Source organism: Aquabacterium sp. (genome assembly GCF_041909175.1).
Taxonomy (GTDB): domain Bacteria; phylum Pseudomonadota; class Gammaproteobacteria; order Burkholderiales; family Burkholderiaceae_C; genus Aquabacterium.
In genome coordinates this window covers 15028-33631 of record NZ_JAYRDZ010000015.1, presented here as the reverse complement: position 1 = coordinate 33631, position 18604 = coordinate 15028, and the positions used below count along the sequence as shown (strand labels likewise).

Annotated in this window: 17 protein-coding genes; 9 read left to right on the top strand and 8 right to left on the bottom strand. The window is 61.4% G+C overall.

The window, feature by feature from the left end; genetic code table 11:
* Positions 1–6 precede the first annotated feature (6 nt).
* The 6 genes from ACE3PH_RS15820 to cydP are packed head-to-tail and all read right to left on the bottom strand — an operon-like array spanning position 7 to position 4002.
* Positions 7–285 carry a cyd operon YbgE family protein gene (locus tag ACE3PH_RS15820; protein ID WP_374320831.1) on the bottom strand — a complete coding sequence of 93 codons (279 nt, stop codon included), beginning with the start codon at positions 283–285 and terminating at the stop codon, positions 7–9.
* Positions 282–392, bottom strand: coding sequence for a cytochrome bd-I oxidase subunit CydX (cydX, locus tag ACE3PH_RS15815; protein ID WP_374320829.1), 111 nt, complete (start codon positions 390–392; stop codon positions 282–284). The genes ACE3PH_RS15820 and cydX overlap by 4 nt, the downstream gene beginning before the upstream one ends.
* Positions 393–409: 17 nt before the next feature.
* Positions 410–1039 carry a ubiquinol-cytochrome c reductase iron-sulfur subunit gene (gene petA, locus ACE3PH_RS15810; RefSeq protein WP_374320827.1) on the bottom strand — a complete coding sequence of 210 codons (630 nt, stop codon included), beginning with the start codon at positions 1037–1039 and terminating at the stop codon, positions 410–412.
* Between the two features lie 14 nt (positions 1040–1053).
* Positions 1054–2193 carry a cytochrome d ubiquinol oxidase subunit II gene (gene cydB / locus ACE3PH_RS15805; RefSeq protein WP_374320825.1) on the bottom strand — a complete coding sequence of 380 codons (1140 nt, stop codon included), beginning with the start codon at positions 2191–2193 and terminating at the stop codon, positions 1054–1056.
* A 22-nt stretch (positions 2194–2215) separates the two neighbouring features.
* Entirely contained in the window at positions 2216–3787 is a 1572-nt protein-coding gene (locus tag ACE3PH_RS15800) for a cytochrome ubiquinol oxidase subunit I (RefSeq protein ID WP_374320823.1), read from the bottom strand.
* Positions 3784–4002 carry a cytochrome oxidase putative small subunit CydP gene (cydP, locus tag ACE3PH_RS15795; RefSeq protein WP_374320821.1) on the bottom strand — a complete coding sequence of 73 codons (219 nt, stop codon included), beginning with the start codon at positions 4000–4002 and terminating at the stop codon, positions 3784–3786. The genes ACE3PH_RS15800 and cydP overlap by 4 nt, the downstream gene beginning before the upstream one ends.
* A gap of 188 nt (positions 4003–4190) precedes the next feature.
* On the opposite strand from cydP, the gene ACE3PH_RS15790 reads away from it, so the two are divergent.
* Positions 4191–5516, top strand: coding sequence for a sigma-54 interaction domain-containing protein (locus ACE3PH_RS15790; protein ID WP_374320819.1), 1326 nt, complete (start codon positions 4191–4193; stop codon positions 5514–5516).
* A 33-nt stretch (positions 5517–5549) separates the two neighbouring features.
* On the opposite strand, the gene fabI is transcribed toward ACE3PH_RS15790, so the two are convergent.
* Entirely contained in the window at positions 5550–6338 is a 789-nt protein-coding gene (gene fabI, locus ACE3PH_RS15785; protein WP_374320817.1) for an enoyl-ACP reductase FabI, read from the bottom strand.
* A gap of 226 nt (positions 6339–6564) precedes the next feature.
* Between fabI and rimP the strand changes: the two genes are divergently transcribed.
* From rimP to dusA, 8 genes are all read left to right on the top strand, one after another.
* A complete protein-coding gene (gene rimP / locus ACE3PH_RS15780; protein WP_374320815.1) occupies positions 6565–7155 on the top strand; it encodes a ribosome maturation factor RimP in 591 nt (196 codons plus the stop codon).
* Positions 7156–8631 (top strand): transcription termination factor NusA, encoded by a 1476-nt coding sequence (gene nusA, locus ACE3PH_RS15775; RefSeq protein WP_374320813.1) that lies wholly within the window; start codon positions 7156–7158, stop codon positions 8629–8631.
* A 66-nt stretch (positions 8632–8697) separates the two neighbouring features.
* Positions 8698–11679 (top strand): translation initiation factor IF-2, encoded by a 2982-nt coding sequence (gene infB / locus ACE3PH_RS15770; RefSeq protein WP_374320811.1) that lies wholly within the window; start codon positions 8698–8700, stop codon positions 11677–11679.
* Positions 11680–11774: 95 nt separating this feature from the next.
* Positions 11775–12158 carry a 30S ribosome-binding factor RbfA gene (gene rbfA / locus ACE3PH_RS15765; protein WP_374320809.1) on the top strand — a complete coding sequence of 128 codons (384 nt, stop codon included), beginning with the start codon at positions 11775–11777 and terminating at the stop codon, positions 12156–12158.
* On the top strand, positions 12155–13159 hold the full coding sequence (truB, locus tag ACE3PH_RS15760; RefSeq protein WP_374320807.1) for a tRNA pseudouridine(55) synthase TruB: 1005 nt from the start codon (positions 12155–12157) through the stop codon (positions 13157–13159). Before rbfA ends, truB begins: the two co-directional genes overlap by 4 nt.
* Before the next feature lie 21 nt (positions 13160–13180).
* The gene (typA, locus tag ACE3PH_RS15755; RefSeq protein ID WP_374320805.1) at positions 13181–15013 is read left to right on the top strand and encodes a translational GTPase TypA; all 1833 of its coding nucleotides are present in this window, start codon (positions 13181–13183) and stop codon (positions 15011–15013) included.
* A gap of 337 nt (positions 15014–15350) precedes the next feature.
* Complete coding sequence (locus tag ACE3PH_RS15750; protein ID WP_374320803.1) at positions 15351–16490, top strand: enoyl-CoA hydratase/isomerase family protein; 1140 nt, start codon at positions 15351–15353, stop codon at positions 16488–16490.
* A 6-nt stretch (positions 16491–16496) separates the two neighbouring features.
* Complete coding sequence (gene dusA, locus ACE3PH_RS15745) at positions 16497–17576, top strand: tRNA dihydrouridine(20/20a) synthase DusA (protein ID WP_374320801.1); 1080 nt, start codon at positions 16497–16499, stop codon at positions 17574–17576.
* Here dusA and ACE3PH_RS15740 read toward each other — a convergent pair.
* Entirely contained in the window at positions 17559–18551 is a 993-nt protein-coding gene (locus tag ACE3PH_RS15740) for a diguanylate cyclase domain-containing protein (RefSeq protein WP_374320799.1), read from the bottom strand. The genes dusA and ACE3PH_RS15740 overlap by 18 nt on opposite strands.
* Positions 18552–18604 lie beyond the last annotated feature (53 nt).

Genomic DNA, 18604 nt, shown 5'->3' with positions numbered 1-18604 from the left:
AGGCAGTCAGTGTGTCCACATCCAGGCGATTGCCAGCACGCACATCAGGGCGCAGGTCCAGCCGGAAAACAAGGCCCGCCAGACAGCGTGCCGGGGAATGAATCCGACCCCTCTGATGAAGCCGGCTGCCATGGCGCTCATCCACAAGGCCGCCAGCGTGTGGTCGGCTTGACCGTGGGCGTTGGCCAGGATGGGCGGGTAAACCGTGACCAGCACCATCACGGCCAGTGCACACAGCAAGGCCGGCCAATGCAGGCCGCCAGATGACGGGACGGTGTCCGTCATTCGCCGCTGTCGCCGGCGCGAGCTTCTTCATGCTCGCCCCACATGGCGTTGAGAATGGCCAGCAGCACGGCAAAGCCAATGCCGAGAACCCAGGCGAAGTACCACATGTGTCTTGTCCTTTCGTTCAGGCGGCCACGCCGTTGGCGTCTTCACCAATCAGCAGCCGGGTGGCGCTGAGGTAGCGGTGTGGCGGAATCTCGAGGTTGGTCGGAGCGGGCTTGTTCTTGAACACCCGGCCAGCCAGATCAAAGGTGGAGCCGTGGCAGGGGCACAGGAAGCCGCCTTGCCAGTTGGCGGGCACGCTCGGGTTGCCGCTGTTGGCCTTCACCATGGAGGGCGAGCAGCCCAGATGGGTGCAGATCCCTACCGCTACAAACACATCGGGTTCAATCGAGCGGTACGGATTGGCCGCGTAATCGGGCTGCTGCTTGCGCTCTGATCCCGGGTCGACCAGTTCAGGGTTCGCGGCCTTCAGGGCAGCGATCATGTCCGCAGTGCGGCGCAGAATCCACACGGGCTTGCCTCGCCACTCGACGATGCGCAACTCACCGGGGGCGAGGTTGGCGATATCGACTTCCACGGGCGCGCCAGCCGCTTTCGCGCGTTCGGACGGTGCCAGCGTGGACACAAAGGGCACCGCGGTGCCAATGGCCGCAGCACCCGCTGCACCGGTGGCCACCGTCAACCACAGTCGCCGCTGGGCATCGGGCTCTGAGCCCATGGGGGTCGGGCCCGGCATCACATGGTCATTCATGATGAACTCCTTGTTCAGTAGGCTGTGTGGTCGTTCGCCCGGATGTGAGCTACCGTCACCTTGCCGCGCATGACGCTGTAGGCCCAGCCGGTATAGGTGATCACGATCGGGGTGAAGATCATCGTGGCCCAGAACATGATGCCCAGCGTCAGGTGACTGGACACACTGTCCCACACCGTCAGACTGCTGCGTGGATCAGTGGAGGAGGGCATCACGAAGGGGAACATGGCGAAGCCCGCAGTGGTGATCACACCGGTCATGGCCAGCGAAGATGCCACGAATGCGCTCAAGGTCTTGCCACTGCGCACCAGCAGGGCGGCCAGCGCAGCACCCACGAAGCCCAGGGCAGGCAGCGCCCACAGCACAGGTGTTTGCTGGAAGTTGTGCAACCACGCGCCGGCTTCTCGCACCACGGTCTTGCTCATGGGGTTGGGCAGGGCAGCCTGGTTCACCGCCGAAGTGATACGGAAGCCATCAATGCCCTGAGTCAACCAGATACCTGCTCCGGCAAAGGCCAGGATCATCACCACGGCAGCCCAGGATGCAAAGCGGGCGGCACGTTGCTGGATCACCCCTTCCGTGCGGTGGGCCAGATAGACGCCACCGTGCATGGTGATCATGGCACTGCTGACCACACCTGCGACCAAGGCGAATGGGTTCAACAAGGCCCAGAAACTGCCGGTGTAGTACGACATCAGGTTGTCGTCGAAGTGGAATGGGACGCCTTGCAGCAGGTTGCCAAAGGCGACACCAAAGATCAGCGGTGGGACCGCTCCGCCGATGAAGAGGCCCCAGTCCCACGTCTTGCGCCACGTCGGGTTGGCAATCTTGCTGCGGTAGTCGAAGCCTACGGGGCGGAAGAACAGGGCCCACAGCACGGCGAGCATGGCCCAGTAGAAGCCGGAAAAGGCCGTGGCGTAGACCAGTGGCCAGGCGGCAAAGATGGCGCCGCCGCCCGTGATGAACCAGACCTGGTTGCCGTCCCAGTGCGGTCCGACCGTGTTGATCACGACGCGGCGTTCTTCATCGCTCTGACCGGCAAAAGGCAACAGGGTGCCGACGCCCATGTCGTGCCCGTCCATGATCGCGAAGCCGATGAGCAGCACGCCCACCAGCAGCCACCAGATGATCTTGAGAGTTGGATAGTCCAGCATGTTGGTGCTCCTGTTGATGGGGTCAAGCGTGGCCGTGGGCAGATTCGCCCTCATAACGGCCTGTTCCAAGGCTGGCGGGACCCAGCCGTGCGAACTTCACCATCAGGAACATTTCGACGCAAAGCAGCACGGTGTAGAAGCCGACGAAGCCGAACAATGAGCCATACAGGCTTTCGACCGTCAGGGTGGACACCGACATGTGGGTCGGCAGCACGCCATAGATCGTCCAAGGCTGACGGCCATATTCCGCCACAAACCAGCCCAGTTCACAGGCCAGCCACGGCGCCGGCAGCATCCACAGGGCCCATCTCAGCAACCAGCGGCGCTGCAGCAGCTCCCGGCCTTTGGTCTTGAGCGTGCTCCAGAACGACAGGCCGAACAGAGCCAGCATCAGGAAACCGAGCCCGACCATCAGTCGGAAGGACCAGAACATGGGGGTCACGCGGGGAATGGTGTCACGAGCCGCCTTGTCCATGATCTCGGGCGTGGCCTGGCGAACATCGATCACATACTTGCGCAGCAACAAGCCGAAACCCAGATCAGCCTTATGTGCATCGAAAGCGGCTTTGGCTTCGGCGTTGTCAGGCTGCTTGCGCAGGGCTTCCAAAGCGGTCACGGCCTGCACGCCGCGCTCGATGCGGGCACGGTTGATGGCCAGAATGTCCTTGATGCCAGGAATCTGCTTGCTCACCGAGCGGGTGCCGATCAGGCCCATGACCCAGGGCACTTCAACTTCCCAGTCATTCTTCATCTGCTGTTCGTTGATGCCGGCAACCAGCTTCAACCCGGCAGGTGCCGGCTCGGTATCCCACATGGCTTCCAGGGCGGCCATCTTGGTTTGCTGTGCTTCGCCTACCGTGTAGCCAGATTCGTCACCCAGCACGATCGCAGACAGGATGGCAGCCAGACCGAAGGCCGAAGCCACCCGGAAGCTGCGCAAGGCAAATGGCACATGGCGATGCTTGAGCAGGTACCAGGCCGAGATCGACAGCACGAACATGGCGCCTGTCACATAGCCGGCAGATACCGTGTGCACAAACTTGGCCTGGGCATCGGGGTTGAAGATCACCGCCCAGAAATCAACCATTTCCATCCGCATGGTCTCGTAGCTGAACTCTGCGCCCACGGGGTTCTGCATCCAGCCATTGGCCACGAGAATCCACAGCGCAGACAGGTTGGTGCCGATGGCCATGAGCACGGTCACCAGCAAATGCCGTGTCTTGGGCAGACGGTCCCAGCCGAAGAAGAACAGGCCGATGAAGGTCGACTCCAGGAAGAAGGCCATCAGGCCCTCAATGGCGAGCGGGGCACCGAAGATGTCCCCCACATAGTGTGAGTAGTAAGCCCAGTTCGTGCCGAACTGGAATTCCATCGTGATGCCGGTGGTCACCCCGAGGGCAAAGTTGATGCCGAACAGCTTGCCCCAGAAGCGGGTCATGTCTTTCCAGATGACCTTGTTGGTCATCACATAGACGCTTTCCATGATGACCAACATCCAGACCATGCCCAGAGTGAGGGGCACGAAGAGGAAGTGGTACAGCGCCGTGGCGGCGAATTGAAGCCGCGACAGGTCAACCAGTTGCTCTGAAATCATTGAGGGAGTCCTTTGACAGCAGTACGAGAGGGCTCGGGAGCTTGCCGTGTCGAGGCGGCGGGTGCATGACCCACCAGAGCGTTGGCGACATCCTGTTGTTCGACTTGAGCCCGTTCAGGGCGAACCAGCACAAACCACAACAGAGCGAGGACCAACACCTTCACCAACACGATGGATGTCAACTTGCGAAGCAGGTGACGGTCGTCTTTCAACACGGGAGGCTCCAGATTCCTTTTTGATCTAGACCAAGTTTCGTGCCAACCGCACCCTTTTGGAAAAGTACTTTTGAATCAAATGTTTACAAGCCCCTGACGGCAGCATTGGTATGTCGCTATGCTGTCATGTTTGTCAAAATGGCTCATTTGCTGCCAAAATGGCAGAAATTTGGAGCATTGCTGACACCATGGCCGATGAACTGCCGCCGCCCGCCGAGTTGATCTCGTTTATCGAGGGGTTGGCAGAGCCGCACATCCTGTTTGATCGGCACTACCGCATCCTGTCGGCCAATGCGGCCTATCGCAACCGCTTCAGCACCGAGCGCAGTGTCGTCGGTCAGACTTGCTACGCTGCGTCCCACCGCTACAGCGTGCCGTGCGACCAGGCCGGCGAGTCCTGCCCCTTGGCCAGGGCGCGTGAGTCAGGACAGAAGGAGCGCGTACTCCACCTGCATCACACATCGCATGGCGAGGACTACGTGAACATCGAGCTCACGCCCGTGCTGGATGCGCAAGGCGAGCAGGTCTATTTCATCGAGAAAATGGAGCCCCAGCCGCTGGCATCGGGTCGTTCACAGGCGCAAGGGCTGGTGGGGCGCGCCGAGTCATTTCAGCGCATGCTGGAGTTGGTTTCTCGGGTTGCCCCCTCTCGCGCAGCTGTCTTGCTCCAGGGGGAATCGGGCACCGGCAAGGAGTTGGTGGCGCGGGCCTTGCACGAGGCCAGCGAGCGGGCAGAGCGCCCGCTGGTGGTGGTGGATTGCACCGCCTTGCCTGAAACCCTCTTTGAAAGCGAGTTGTTCGGCCACGAACGGGGTGCTTTCACTGGCGCAACCACGGCCAAGCCCGGGTTGGTTGAGGCAGCCAATGGGGGTACCCTGTTTCTCGACGAGGTGGGTGACATCCCGTTGACCATGCAGGTCAAGCTGCTGCGGCTGCTGGAAACCGGCACCTACCGGCGTGTGGGCTCCACGGAATTGCGGCACTCTGACATCCGGCTGATCTCTGCCTCCCACCGTGACCTGCGACGCATGGTTGCCGACGGCACCTTCAGGCAGGACCTCTATTACCGGCTGAGTACCTTCCCCATTCGGCTGCCCAGTCTGCGTGAACGCCGCAGTGACATTCCATTGCTGGCGCAGACCCTGTTGCAGCGGCTGGCGCCCGAACGCCGCTTGCGCTTGTCCAAGGAGGCGCTGGACTACCTTCAGTCACGTCAGTTGCCGGGCAATGTGCGGCAGTTGCGCAACCTGCTGGAGCGGGCTGTGCTGATGTGCGATGGCGACACCCTGCAGATCCAGCATTTCGAGATACCAGGCTGGGAAGAAGAGGCGCAGCTTGCAGACGCAGGCGTCAGTACGGATCACGCCGCGCGCTTGGCGCCTGTGCCTTTGTCTGAGCTGGAAGAATCGGCCCTGCGTCAGGCCCTGGCTTCGCACCAGGGCAGCAAGGCCGATCTGGCCAGGCAGCTCGGTATCAGCGAACGCACGCTGTACCGCCGCCTGAAGGCCCTCTGAACCATTCAGGCCGAGAGCCGGGTTGGTCTGTCGTCAGGCGATGTCGCCCACGCCGCCCATCACCTGGCTGAAGCCTCCATCCACGTAGGTGATTTCGGCCGTCACCCCCGAAGACAGGTCGGACAGCAGGAAGGCTGCCACGTTGCCCACATCTTCAATGGTCACGTTGCGACGCAGTGGCGCGTTTTGCTCGACCACATCCAGGATCTTGCTGAAACCCTTGATGCCGGACGCGGCCAGCGTCTTGATCGGGCCGGCCGAAATGCCGTTGACGCGGATCCCCTTGGGGCCCAGGCTGGCAGCGGTGTAGCGCACGCTGGCTTCCAGCGAGGCCTTGGCCAGCCCCATCGTGTTGTAGGCCGGCACAATGCGCTCCGCGCCCAGGTAGGACAGCGTCAGCAAGGCGGCCTGTTCGTTCAGATAGGGCAGGGAGGCCTTGGCCATGGCGGGGAAGCTGTAGGCCGAGATGTCGTGCGCAATGCGGAAAGCCTCGCGTGACAGGCCTTCCAGGAAGTCGCCTGCAATGGCCTCGCGGGGTGCAAAGCCGATCGAGTGAACAAAGCCGTCAAACTTGGGCCAGACCTGCGACAGGTCGGCGAACAGTTTGTCGATCTGCTCATCGCTGCCCACGTCGCAGTCGAAAATCAGGTCCGAGTCGAATTCCTTGGCGAACTCGGTGATGCGATCCTTGAAGCGTTCCCCGACGTAGCTGAAGGCCAGTTCGGCCCCCTCGCGCTTGCAGGCCTTGGCGATACCATAGGCAATGGAACGGTTGGACAGAAGGCCCGTGATCAACAGGCGTTTGCCAGCGAGAAATCCCATGCAGTCTCCAATGAGAGGTCTAATCGAATCGCGGATTTTGGCACGGCGTTGCACGAAAACGCGAAATTCAGGCACAGCGCTTGCTGAGGGCGCCAGCTGAGGCTAGAATACCGGCTTCGCTGATATCGTAAGGTGGGCAGGGAACTTCCAGCCCATTTTTTTTGCTTGTCATTTTTTTGATCGGTTGTCACAGGCCGGTCTTCATGCTGAAACGCGTATCGAGTTGATGAGTTGGGTCAAAGCTGTTGAAAGCACCGTAACCGGTCTGGGTTATGAATTGGTGGACTGCGAACGCAGTTCCCAGGGCTTGCTTCGTGTGTACATCGACCGGCTTCCAGGTGGGGCCTACGATCTCCCGGGTGAGTTCATCACGGTCGACGACTGCGAAAAGGTGACCCGTCAGCTGCAATACGCGCTGGAAGTGGGCAATGTCGATTACAGCCGCCTGGAAGTGTCGTCCCCCGGGCTGGATCGCCCTCTGCGCACCGCTGCTCATTTCGAGCGTTTCGCGGGCACCGAGGTCGAGATCACCCTGAAGGTGGCATTCCAGGGTCGAAAGAAATACCGTGGCGTGCTCGAAGCCGTTGCTTCACCTGAAGGCGAGGCTGCCCCTGAAGGGGGTGCCTGGCAACTGGTGTTCAAGGTGGGCGAGGGCAAGAACGCTGTCGAGCAAGCACTGGGTTTCACGCTTGACGAGATCCGCGAGGCGCACCTGGTGCCCGTCGTCGATTTCAAGGGGCGTGGCCGCAAGGCTGACAAGCCTGCTGAAAAACAAGTTGCCGTAGATGAGGCGCAAGATCTCGGAGGTCAGAAATAAATGAACCGTGAACTGTTGATGCTGGTAGATGCGATTTCCCGCGAAAAGAGCGTGGATCGCGACATCGTGTTCGGCGCCGTCGAATCGGCCCTGGCCTCTGCCACCAAGAAGCTCTATACCGGTGAAGTCGACATCCGTGTGTCTATCGACCGCGAAACCGGTGATTACGAAACCTACCGTCGTTGGCACGTGGTGCCCAACGAGGCTGGCCTGCAACTGCCTGATTCTGAAATCCTGCTGTTCGAAGCTCAGGAACAAATCGCCGACATCGAAGTGGACGACTTCATCGAGGAATCGATCGAATCCGTGCCCATCGGCCGTATCGGTGCACAGGCTGCCAAGCAGGTCATCCTGCAAAAGATCCGTGATGCCGAGCGCGAGCAGCTGCTCAACGATTTCCTGTCGCGTGGCGACAAGATCTTCGTGGGCACCGTCAAGCGCATGGACAAGGGCGACGTGATCGTCGAGTCCGGTCGTGTCGAAGGTCGCCTCAAGCGCGGCGAGATGATCCCCAAGGAAAACCTGCGCACGGCAGACCGTGTGCGCGCCTACATCCTGGGTGTGGACTCTGCTGCACGCGGCCCGCAGATCATGCTGTCGCGCAGCGCCCCTGATTTCATGATCGAGCTGTTCCGTCAGGAAGTGCCCGAAATCGAACAAGGCCTGCTGGAAATCAAGAGCTGCGCCCGTGACCCCGGTTCGCGCGCCAAGATTGCCGTGCTGTCGCACGACAAGCGCGTCGATCCGATCGGCACCTGTGTGGGTGTGCGCGGTTCGCGCGTGACGGCCGTGACCAACGAGCTGGCTGGCGAGCGTGTTGACATCGTGCTGTGGTCGGAAGACCCTGCCCAGTTTGTGATTGGCGCGCTGGCTCCTGCCAACGTGCAATCGATTTTTGTTGATGAAGAAAAGCACGCCATGGACGTGGTGGTTGACGAGGAAAACCTCGCCATTGCCATTGGTCGTGGTGGTCAGAACGTGCGCCTGGCGTCCGAACTGACCGGCTGGCGCATCAACATCATGACGGCGGAAGAATCGGCCCAGAAACAGGCCGATGAAACCGACGTGATCCGCAAACTCTTCGTCGAGAAGCTCGACGTGGACGAAGAGGTGGCCAATATCCTCATCGCCGAAGGTTTCACCAGCCTCGAGGAAGTGGCGTACGTGCCGCTGCAGGAAATGCTGGAGATCGAATCCTTTGACGAAGAAACGGTCAATGAGTTGCGCAACCGCGCCAAAGACTCTTTGTTGACCATGGAAATCGCCAAGGAAGAAAAAGTCGAGTCGTTGTCGGAAAATCTCAAGGGATTGGAAGGGCTCAGTGCCGAACTGATCGCCAAACTGGCGGAAGCAGGCATCAACACCCGTGACGACCTGGCCGATCTGGCCGTGGACGAATTGACCGAGATCAGCGGCCTGACCGAAGAGCAGGCCCGCGCCATGATTCTCAAGGCCCGTGAGCACTGGTTCGCCTGATCCTCACCGCATCGCCCTCGACTTCATCGAACTCTGTAATAGCAAGACATCTCAAGGATTGAAACAATGGCCGTGACCACCGTCGCACAATTCGCTGCGGAGCTGAATCGCCCGGCTGCGACACTGCTGGAGCAGCTCCAGGCAGCTGGCGTGCCGAAGGCTTCGCACGAGGATGTGCTCACGGAGGCCGACAAGGAGCGCCTGCTGGACCATCTCCGCTCAGCCCACGGCTCAGCCGGGGCTGAGCGCAAGAAGATCACGCTGACCCGCAAGTCGACCACCGAAATCAAGCAAGCCGATGCCTCAGGCAAGGCACGCACCATCCAGGTGGAGGTGCGCAAGAAGCGCGTGTTCGTCAAGCGTGACGACGAGTTGCCGGGTTCGGCTGCCGCTCCTGAGGTTGACGAGGCTGAACTCAAGCGCCGCGAAGAGCAGGCGCGCCTGGAGGCTGAAGAACTGCGCAAGCAGGAAGAAGCCCTGGCAGAGCAGCGTCGCCAGCGTGAAGAGCAAGAGCGTGCCGAGCGTGAAGCCGCCGCAGCCAAGGCCAAGGAAGAAGCCGAACGCGCTGCAGCTGAAGCTGCCGAGCGTGAAGCTGTTGCACGTCGTGCAGCTCAGGAAGCTGCGGCGCGTGCCGAAGCTGCTGCGCTGACTGAGGCTGCACAACGCTCGTCCAAGGCCGCGAAAGCCGCTGCCGTTGCCGAAGTGGCAGCGGTAGAGGCGCCGGCTGCCGCAGCACCTGCACCCGCCCCTGTGGTGGCTGCAGAAGCTCCGAAGCCTGCTGCCGATGCGCCCAAGGCACCGACCGTGCGCGTGATCAAGGCCGGTGCGGCCGAGGCTGAAGAAAAGCAACGCCTGGCTGAGCTGGAGCGCCGCCGCAAGGCCGCCGAGGCTGAAGCTGCCGCGATCCGCGCCATGATGGCGGCTCCCCGCAAGGTCATGACGGCTCCCAAGAAGGAAGAGCCGAAGCCTGCAGAAACCGCATCCAAGGACGGCATCAAGGGCACGATCCACAAGCCCAAGGCCGGAGCCCCGGGGGCGCCTGGTCAAGCGGCAGCACCTGCTGGTGGTGCCGGTGCCAAGCCTGGTGACAAGAAGTCGGTCAAGTCCGAGAAGCTGTCGTCGAGCTGGGCCAATGAAGACAAGAAGCGTGGTGGCACGACGCCTCCCAAGGGCCGTGGCGGCAACGATGCTGCTGGTGGCCGTAACGCCTGGAAGGCTCCGGGCGGCAAGGGTGGTCGCCGTGGCGACCGTGGCGACAGCCATTCCAACTTCGTGGCACCGACCGAACCTCAAGTGATCGAGGTGCACGTGCCTGAAACCATCTCTGTGGCCGATCTGGCTCACAAGATGTCGGTGAAGGCATCCGAAGTCATCAAACAGCTGATGAAGCTGGGTCAGATGGTGACCATCAACCAGCAACTGGACCAGGAAACCGCCATGATCGTGGTGGAAGAAATGGGCCACAAGGCATTTGCCGCCAAGCTGGATGATCCGGAAGCCTTCCTGGTGGAAGAGCATGAACAGCAAGCCACCGAGGCCCTGCCACGTGCGCCGGTCGTGACCGTGATGGGTCACGTTGACCACGGCAAGACCTCGCTGCTGGACTACATTCGCCGTGCCCGTGTGGCTGCTGGCGAAGCCGGTGGCATCACGCAGCACATCGGTGCGTACCACGTGAACACGCCGCGCGGCATGATCACCTTCCTCGACACCCCGGGTCACGAGGCCTTCACGGCCATGCGTGCTCGTGGTGCGAAGGCCACCGACATCGTCATTCTGGTGGTGGCGGCCGACGACGGCGTCATGCCGCAAACCAAGGAAGCCATCCACCACGCGAAGGCAGCTGGCGTGCCCATCGTGGTCGCCATCAACAAGGTGGACAAGCAAGGCGCCAACATTGACCGTGTGACCCAGGAGTTGGTCGGCGAGCAGGTGGTGCCGGAAGCCTACGGTGGTGATTCTCCGTTCTGCCCGGTGTCGGCCAAGACAGGTCAGGGCGTTGATGAGTTGCTGGAAAACGTCCTGCTGCAAGCCGAAGTGCTGGAACTGACCGCACCGAAGGATTCGATGGCCAAGGGTTTGGTGATCGAAGCCAAGCTGGACAAGGGCCGCGGCCCTGTGGCGACCGTGCTGGTTCAATCCGGCACGCTCAAGCGCGGTGATGTGGTTCTGGCTGGCGCCAGCTACGGCCGCGTGCGCGCCATGCTGGACGAAGATGGCAAGCCCGCGACCGAGGCCGGCCCGTCTATCCCGGTGGAAATCCAGGGGCTGACCGAGGTGCCTGCTGCTGGTGACGAGTTCATGGTGCTGGGCGACGAACGCCGTGCCCGTGAAATCGCTACCTTCCGTCAAGGCAAGTACCGCGACGTCAAGCTGGCCAAGCAACAAGCCGCCAAGCTCGAAAACATGTTCGAGCAAATGGGTCAGGGCGAAGTGCAGACGCTGCCCCTCATCATCAAGGCCGACGTGCAGGGCTCGCAGGAAGCATTGGCTTCTTCGCTGCTCAAGCTGTCGACCGACGAAGTCAAGGTGCAGATCGTTCACGCAGCGGTCGGTGGCATCTCCGAATCCGACGTCAACCTGGCCATTGCCTCGAAGGCCGTCATCATCGGCTTCAACACCCGTGCTGACGCCAATGCCCGCAAGGTGGCTGATGGCAACGGCGTGGATGTGCGCTACTACAACATCATTTACGACGCCGTGGATGATGTGAAGGCAGCGATGGGTGGCCTGCTGGCTCCCGAGCAGCGCGAAGAAGTCATCGGTACCGCCGAGATCCGCCAGGTCTTCATGGCCTCGAAGATTGGTGCCATCGGTGGTTGTATGGTCACCAGCGGTTTTGTCCGTCGCAACGCCCGACTGCGTGTGCTGCGCGAAAACGTGGTCATCTACACCGGCGAGCTCGACAGCCTCAAGCGCTTCAAGGACGACGTCAAGGAAGTCAAGGAAGGCTTCGAGTGCGGTCTCAACATCAAGGGCTACAACGACATCAAGGAAGGCGATGTCCTGGAGTTCTTCGAGATCAAGGAAGTGGCCCGTACGCTGTAAGTCGCTGTACTGGCTTCTCCCCCACGCAACCCCGCCTGAGCCCAGGCGGGGTTTGCGCTTGAGAGGGCCGACAGTCAACATGGCAGGAATTCACCATGCGCCATAAACGTTCCATCCCCAACCGCGGCGTGCGCGTCGCGGACCAGATCCAGCGCGATGTCTCCGAGCTCATCCGTGAGTTGAAGGACCCTCGCATTGGCATGGTCACCATCACCAATGTGGAGGTGACTCCCGATTACGCCCACGCCAAGGTGTTCTTCTCGCTGTTGGTTGGCAACCCGCAAGACACCGAAGAGGGTCTGAACGAAGCCGCCGGTTTCATCCGCAATGGCCTGTTCAAGCGGTTGCAGATCCACACGGTGCCGACGCTGCACTTCCACTTTGACCGCACCACCGAGCGTGCGGCAGAGTTGAGTGCCTTGATCAACCGCGCTGTGGCGGACAAAGCCAAGGACGACGACGAGGGTGCTGCTTCGTGAGCAAGCCGCCTCGTCAGCCTCGTCGCCAATTGCACGGCGTCATCTTGCTGGACAAGCCGCTCGGTCTGTCCAGCAATGACGCTTTGCAGAAGGTACGCCGGCTGATGCGTGCAGAAAAAGCAGGCCATACCGGCACGCTTGACCCGCTGGCCACCGGTTTGTTGCCGCTGTGCTTCGGTGCTGCCACCAAATTTTCGCAAGTCTCGCTGGACGCGGACAAGCGCTACACCGCCACGCTCAAGCTGGGTCAGACCACGACCACGGGCGATGCCGAGGGCGAACTGGTCCAGACCCGTCCGGTGACGACCGAGGCCGTGAACCCCCAATCTGTCCGTGCGGCCTGCGACGCATTTCTCGGCGATATTGAACAGATTCCCCCGATGCATTCGGCGCTCAAGCACCAGGGGCGGGCGCTCTACGAGTATGCTCGCGAAGGTGTGGAGATCGAGCGCGCCGCGCGTCAGGTCACGATTCATGCCATTGACATCCTGCGCTGCGACGATGACGTTGTCGAGCTGGATGTGCGCTGCAGCAAAGGCACCTACATTCGCACGTTGGCTGAAGACATCGGTGAGCGACTTGGATGCGGTGCTCACCTGATCGCCTTGCGTCGCACCGGCAGTGGTGGTGTCACCCTGCAAGGCGCAGTGACCCTCGAGGTTTTGCAAGGCATGTCAGAATCCGACCGTGACACGTGCTTGTTGCCGGCAGATGTGCTGCTGAGTGACTGGCCCGTGGTGACTTTGACCGAACCCGAGGCGGCGCGGTTTCTCACGGGCTTGCGTCGCCGGGTGAAGTTGCCCGATGCCGCGCAGGTGCGTGTTTATGGCCCGCATCCCGTCCATGGTGACGACCCTGCCTGGCGCGTGTTGCTGGGTAGTGCCCATATCAAGGCAGGCGAGTTGATCCCGACGCGCTTGCTCAGTCCGGCTGAAGTGCAGGGCATGCTGACGCAGTCGGCGCCTGTTGCACCGGAAGCCGAGGCTTCCCCCGCTATTTGATTTCAGACCAGAGAGCTTTTCATGAGCACCCAAATCCGCAACATTGCGATCATCGCCCACGTTGACCATGGCAAGACGACCATGGTGGACCAACTGCTGCGCCAGTCGGGCACCTTTGCCGAACACGAGAAGGTGGTCGACACCGTGATGGACAACAACGCCATCGAACGTGAGCGTGGCATCACCATCCTGGCCAAGAACTGCGCCGTGAGCTGGAAGGGCACCCACATCAACATCGTGGATACCCCGGGGCACGCGGACTTCGGTGGCGAAGTGGAACGTGCACTGTCGATGGTCGACGGCGTGGTGCTGCTGATCGACGCGCAAGAAGGCCCGATGCCGCAAACGCGCTTCGTGACCAAGAAGGCGCTGGCCCTGGGCCTCAAGCCCATCGTGGTGGTCAACAAGGTGGACAAGCCGGGTGCCAAGCCGGATGCCGTGATCAACGCTGCTTTCGACCTGTTCGACAAGCTGGGCGCGACCGACGAGCAGCTGGACTTCCCCGTGGTGTATGCCTCGGGCATCAACGGCTGGTCGTCGCTGGAAGAAGGCGAGCCGGGTGCCCAATGGGGCCCCGACATGTCGGCTCTGTTCGAAACCATCCTGAACCACGTGCATCCGCACAATGGCAGCCCTGAAGCTCCGCTGCAACTGCAGATTTCGGCTCTGGACTACAACAGCTTCGTCGGCCGTATCGGCGTGGGTCGCATCAACGCCGGCAAGATCAAGCCGGGTATGGACGTGGTCGTGATGGAAGGGCCGGAAGGCAAGTCCATCAAGGGTCGCATCAACCAGGTGCTGACCTTCCAGGGTCTGGACCGCGTGCAAGTGACCGAAGCCGGTCCCGGCGAAATCGTGCTGATCAACGGTATCGAAGACATCGGTATCGGCGTGACCATCACCGACCCCGCCAACCCGACGCCGCTGCCCATGCTGCGTGTCGACGAGCCCACGCTGACCATGAACTTCTGCGTGAACACCTCGCCGCTGGCTGGCCGTGAAGGCAAGTTCGTGACCTCGCGTCAGATCTGGGACCGCCTGCAAAAGGAACTGCAGCACAACGTGGCCCTGCGTGTGAAGGAAACCAGCGAAGACGGTATCTTCGAAGTGTGTGGCCGTGGTGAACTGCACCTGACCATCCTGCTGGAAAACATGCGTCGTGAAGGCTACGAACTGGCTGTGTCCAAGCCGCGCGTGGTGTTCCAGGAAATCGACGGCGTCAAGTGCGAGCCGATGGAACTGGTGACCGCCGACGTGGAAGAAGAACACCAAGGTGGCGTGATGCAGGCCCTGGGTCTGCGCAAGGGCGAAATGGTCAACATGGAACCCGATGGCCGCGGTCGCGTCCGTCTGGAATACCGCATCCCGGCCCGTGGCCTGATCGGTTTCAGCAACGAATTCCTGAACCTGACCCGTGGCTCTGGCCTGATCTCGTCGATCTTCGACGGTTACGAGCCTTTCAAGGGTGAAATCGGTGGCCGCAAGAACGGCGTGCTGATCTCCATGGACGACGGTGAAATCTTCACCTACGCCCTGGGCAAGCTGGACGACCGTGGTCGCATGTTCGTGAAGGCCGGTGACCCGGTCTACGAAGGCATGATCGTGGGTATCCACAGCCGCGAAAACGATCTGGTGGTCAACGCCACCCGTACCAAGCAGCTGACCAACTTCCGTGTCTCCGGCAAGGAAGACGCGATCAAGATCACGCCGCCGATCGACCTCACCCTGGAATACGGTGTGGACTTCATCGACGACGACGAACTGGTCGAAATCACGCCCAAGAGCGTTCGTGTGCGTAAGCGCTTCCTGAAGGAACACGATCGCAAGCGCGCTTCGCGCGAATCTCAGGCCTGATTGGTCTGAGTCCGTCGATCTGTGTGGTGGCCCTGAAGTTCACGGGCCCCGCAGCAGATCGATGAATGAGGCTGCCTGTTTCAGGGTAGCCATGTCTGACAGTGTCTTTCCGTGGCAGATATCGCGGGCAAGATCTCTGTCAGCCAGTCCGCTTGCACGAGGTGGGCCGCAATGGCCTCCATGCCCATGAACATGGGTCACACGTGGCGGCAGACTTTTCCAGAACAAGATGACGGTTGGCTCGGCTTTCGGCCATGGCGCGTCAGCGCCGTTGGCGGTCTCGGTTATGCTCGACCGCCAAGTCTTTTGTCTTCCGTTTTAGTTCGTGGAGTTTCTGATGCATCAAGGCAATGCCAGTCCGATTCTGACCGAGGTGGCCGGTGGCTTGGGCGTGATCACGCTCAACCGTGCCAAGGCGCTCAATGCCTTGTCGCTGGAAATGGTGCGTGAGTTGACGGTGGTGCTACGCGGTTGGGCGACGGACCCGGCTGTGCAGGCCGTCTTGCTGTGCGGTTCGGCGCGTCCAGCCGTAGAAGGCAAGCAGTCGGCGACCCACTTCTGCGCCGGGGGCGATATCCGCTACCTGCACGATGCATCGCTGGCGGGTGATTTCGGGGTGGACGACTTCTTCACGGAAGAATATGCCCTTGATCATTTCATCCACACCTACCCCAAGCCCACCATTGCCTGGATGGAGGGGATCACGATGGGTGGCGGCATGGGCCTGGCCCAGGGCTGCAAGCTGCGCGTTGCGACTGAAACCTTGCGCATGGCCATGCCTGAAACCCGCATCGGCCTGTTTCCTGACGTCGCTGGTGGCTATTTTCTGTCCCGCTGCGCAGGTTCTGTAGGCGAATACCTGGGCATCGTGGGGCCTCATCTGCATGTCACCGATGCCCTGACGCTGGGCCTGGCCGATGCGCACGCGAAAGGGGGCAGCCTGCAGGGGCTGCTGGATCAGTTGCGGCAGGTGCCCTCGCATGGGGCCGATGAACTGATGGGGCGTGTGCATGCCTATGTCGATCAGCAAGGGCTGACGACCCTGCCTGATGCCACCATCACGGCCCACCTGGAACAGATCAACCGCCATTTTGGTCAGGAGACTGTTCAGGATATGGCGGCTTCATTGGCCGAAGACGCGAGTGACTGGGCCCGGCAAACGCTGGCGCAAATGGCAGGGCATTCACCACTGATGATGTGCGTGACGCTGGAGCAGATCCGCCGCGCGCGCAGCATGCCGCTGGCTGATGAGTTCCGCATGGAGCGCTCCATGGTGCGCCACTGTTTCCAGCTGCGCAAGGGCGCGGCCAGTGAAACGGTAGAAGGTGTGCGCGCCCTGGTGGTAGACAAGGATAATCAGCCCCGCTGGAACCCGCCAAGCCTGGCCGAGGTCGAGCCCGCCATGGTGGAGGCGTTTTTCGAGCCTGCCTGGCCAGCTCACGCACACCCCCTGCGTGATCTGATTGATCCCAACTGATGATTCATGACTGCACAACTGATTGACCCGGCAACGGGGCTGAGCCCCTGGCGCGCTTGCGTGGCGCCGATGCTGGACTGGACTGACCGCCATTGCCGCTACCTTCACAGGCTGCTGAGCCCGCATGCACGCCTGTACACCGAGATGCTGACTACCGGTGCGCTGGTGCACGGCAACATGCTGCGGTTTCTGGAATACAACCAGGAAGAGCATGCCGTGGCCTTGCAGCTGGGCGGCAGCGAGCCGGCAGATCTGGCCCATTGCGCCAAGCTGGCTCAGCAGTGGGGCTACGATGAAGTCAATCTGAACTGCGGTTGCCCAAGCGAGCGCGTGCAGCGCGGTGCCTTTGGCGCATGCCTGATGAACGAAGCCACGCTGGTGGCTGATTGCGTCAAGGCCATGATCGATGCCGTCGGGGGGGACCCGAAGGTGCCCATCACGGTCAAGCACCGCATTGGCATCGATCAGATCGAGAGCTACGACTTCGTTCGCGATTTCGTCGGCACCATTGCCGATGTGGGTTGCCAGGTGTTCATCGTGCATGCGCGCAATGCCTGGCTCAAAGGTTTGAGCCCGAAGGAAAACCGTGAGATCCCGCCGCTGCGTTACGAGTTCGCACACCAGCTCAAGCGCGATTTTCCGCATCTCACCATCGTGCTCAACGGTGGGCTGGCTGACAACGCCGCGTGCGTGTCACAACTGCAGCCTGATGCTATGTTGCCTGGCGTGACGCTGGATGGGGTGATGGTGGGGCGCGCCGCGTACCACACCCCCTGGATGATGGCCGATTGGGATGAGTTGCTCTTTGGGCAAGCGTCTCGCGAGGTGCCGCTCACCCGTGAGCAGGTCGAGGAGGCCATGGTGGCTTACACCGAACGAGAGATGGCACGGACCAAGGGCTGGGAGCACGGTGAGGTGCGTTGGCCCCAGGTCATTCGGCACATGTTGGGTTTGTATAACGGCTTGCCCGGGGCGCGCCGTTGGCGTCAGGTCTGGTCGGACCACAAACTCAAGGACCTGCCGCCCTCCGAGGTGATGGCCATGGCGAGGCAACGCCCGCCTGGCGGATCACGCAGCCCCGAGTGAGGTGTGGTTCTGCGGAGCCTGATCGATCGAATCCTGCTGCATCTCGAAGCTGAAGAAACGATCACGTCCGCGGGTCTTCGACAGGTACAGGGCCTCGTCGGCTCGCATGAGCATGCTGCGTGCCGAGGTGTCGTCATCTGGCACGCAGGTCGTGATGCCACCTGAAATGGTCACGTAGCGGCTTGTCGGTGAATCCGGGTGAACCAGTCCGCGGTTGCGCAGCATCTGCTGCAGTGCGCGCACAAAGGTCATGGCGCCTGATTTGGGCGTATTGGGCAGCACCAGGCCGAACTCTTCCCCGCCGTAGCGCGCGGCATAGTCTGTCGGGCGTCGGCAGCACGCCTTCAGTAGCGCGCCGACTTCCCGCAGGCATGCATCACCGGTGACGTGCCCGGCGGCATCGTTCAAGCGTTTGAAATGGTCAATGTCGCAAAGGATGAGCGTCAGCGGCTGGCCGGTGCGTTTGGCCTGTCCGATCTGTCGGTGCAGTTCTTCGTTGAAGCCACGCCGGTTGGCCAAGCCTGTGAGGTCATCATGCGTGCTGATGTGTGCCAGCCGTTCATTGGCCTGGCGCAATTCCTCGGTGGCCTGGATCAGCTCGTTGCGCATGGCCAGCAGGCGGCTCATGGCGTGCACCTTGGCGCGCAGCACCACCTCTGAAACCGGTTTGACCAGGTAATCGTCGCCGCCGGACTCGATGCCTTGCCATAGATCCAGATCCTGGTCCTGGCCGGACAGGAAGATGATGGGTGTCCAGCGGCCGCCTTCCATGCCGCGAATCTGGCGTGCGACCCAATAGCCATCCTCGTCGGGCAGGATCACATCCAGCAGGATCAGATCAGGTTTGAACGCCTGGAATTGAGCCAGGGCCTCTGCCGCATCGGCGGCTTCAATGACTTCGTAGCCGTGGGTTCGCAACTGGAGGCCCAGGGCCTGCCTCAGCGATGACTGGTCGTCGACCACAAGAATGCGCATGACTGTTCGCCGTCTGTACAACTGGAACAGTTATCGACCGCCGATGTGTTTAC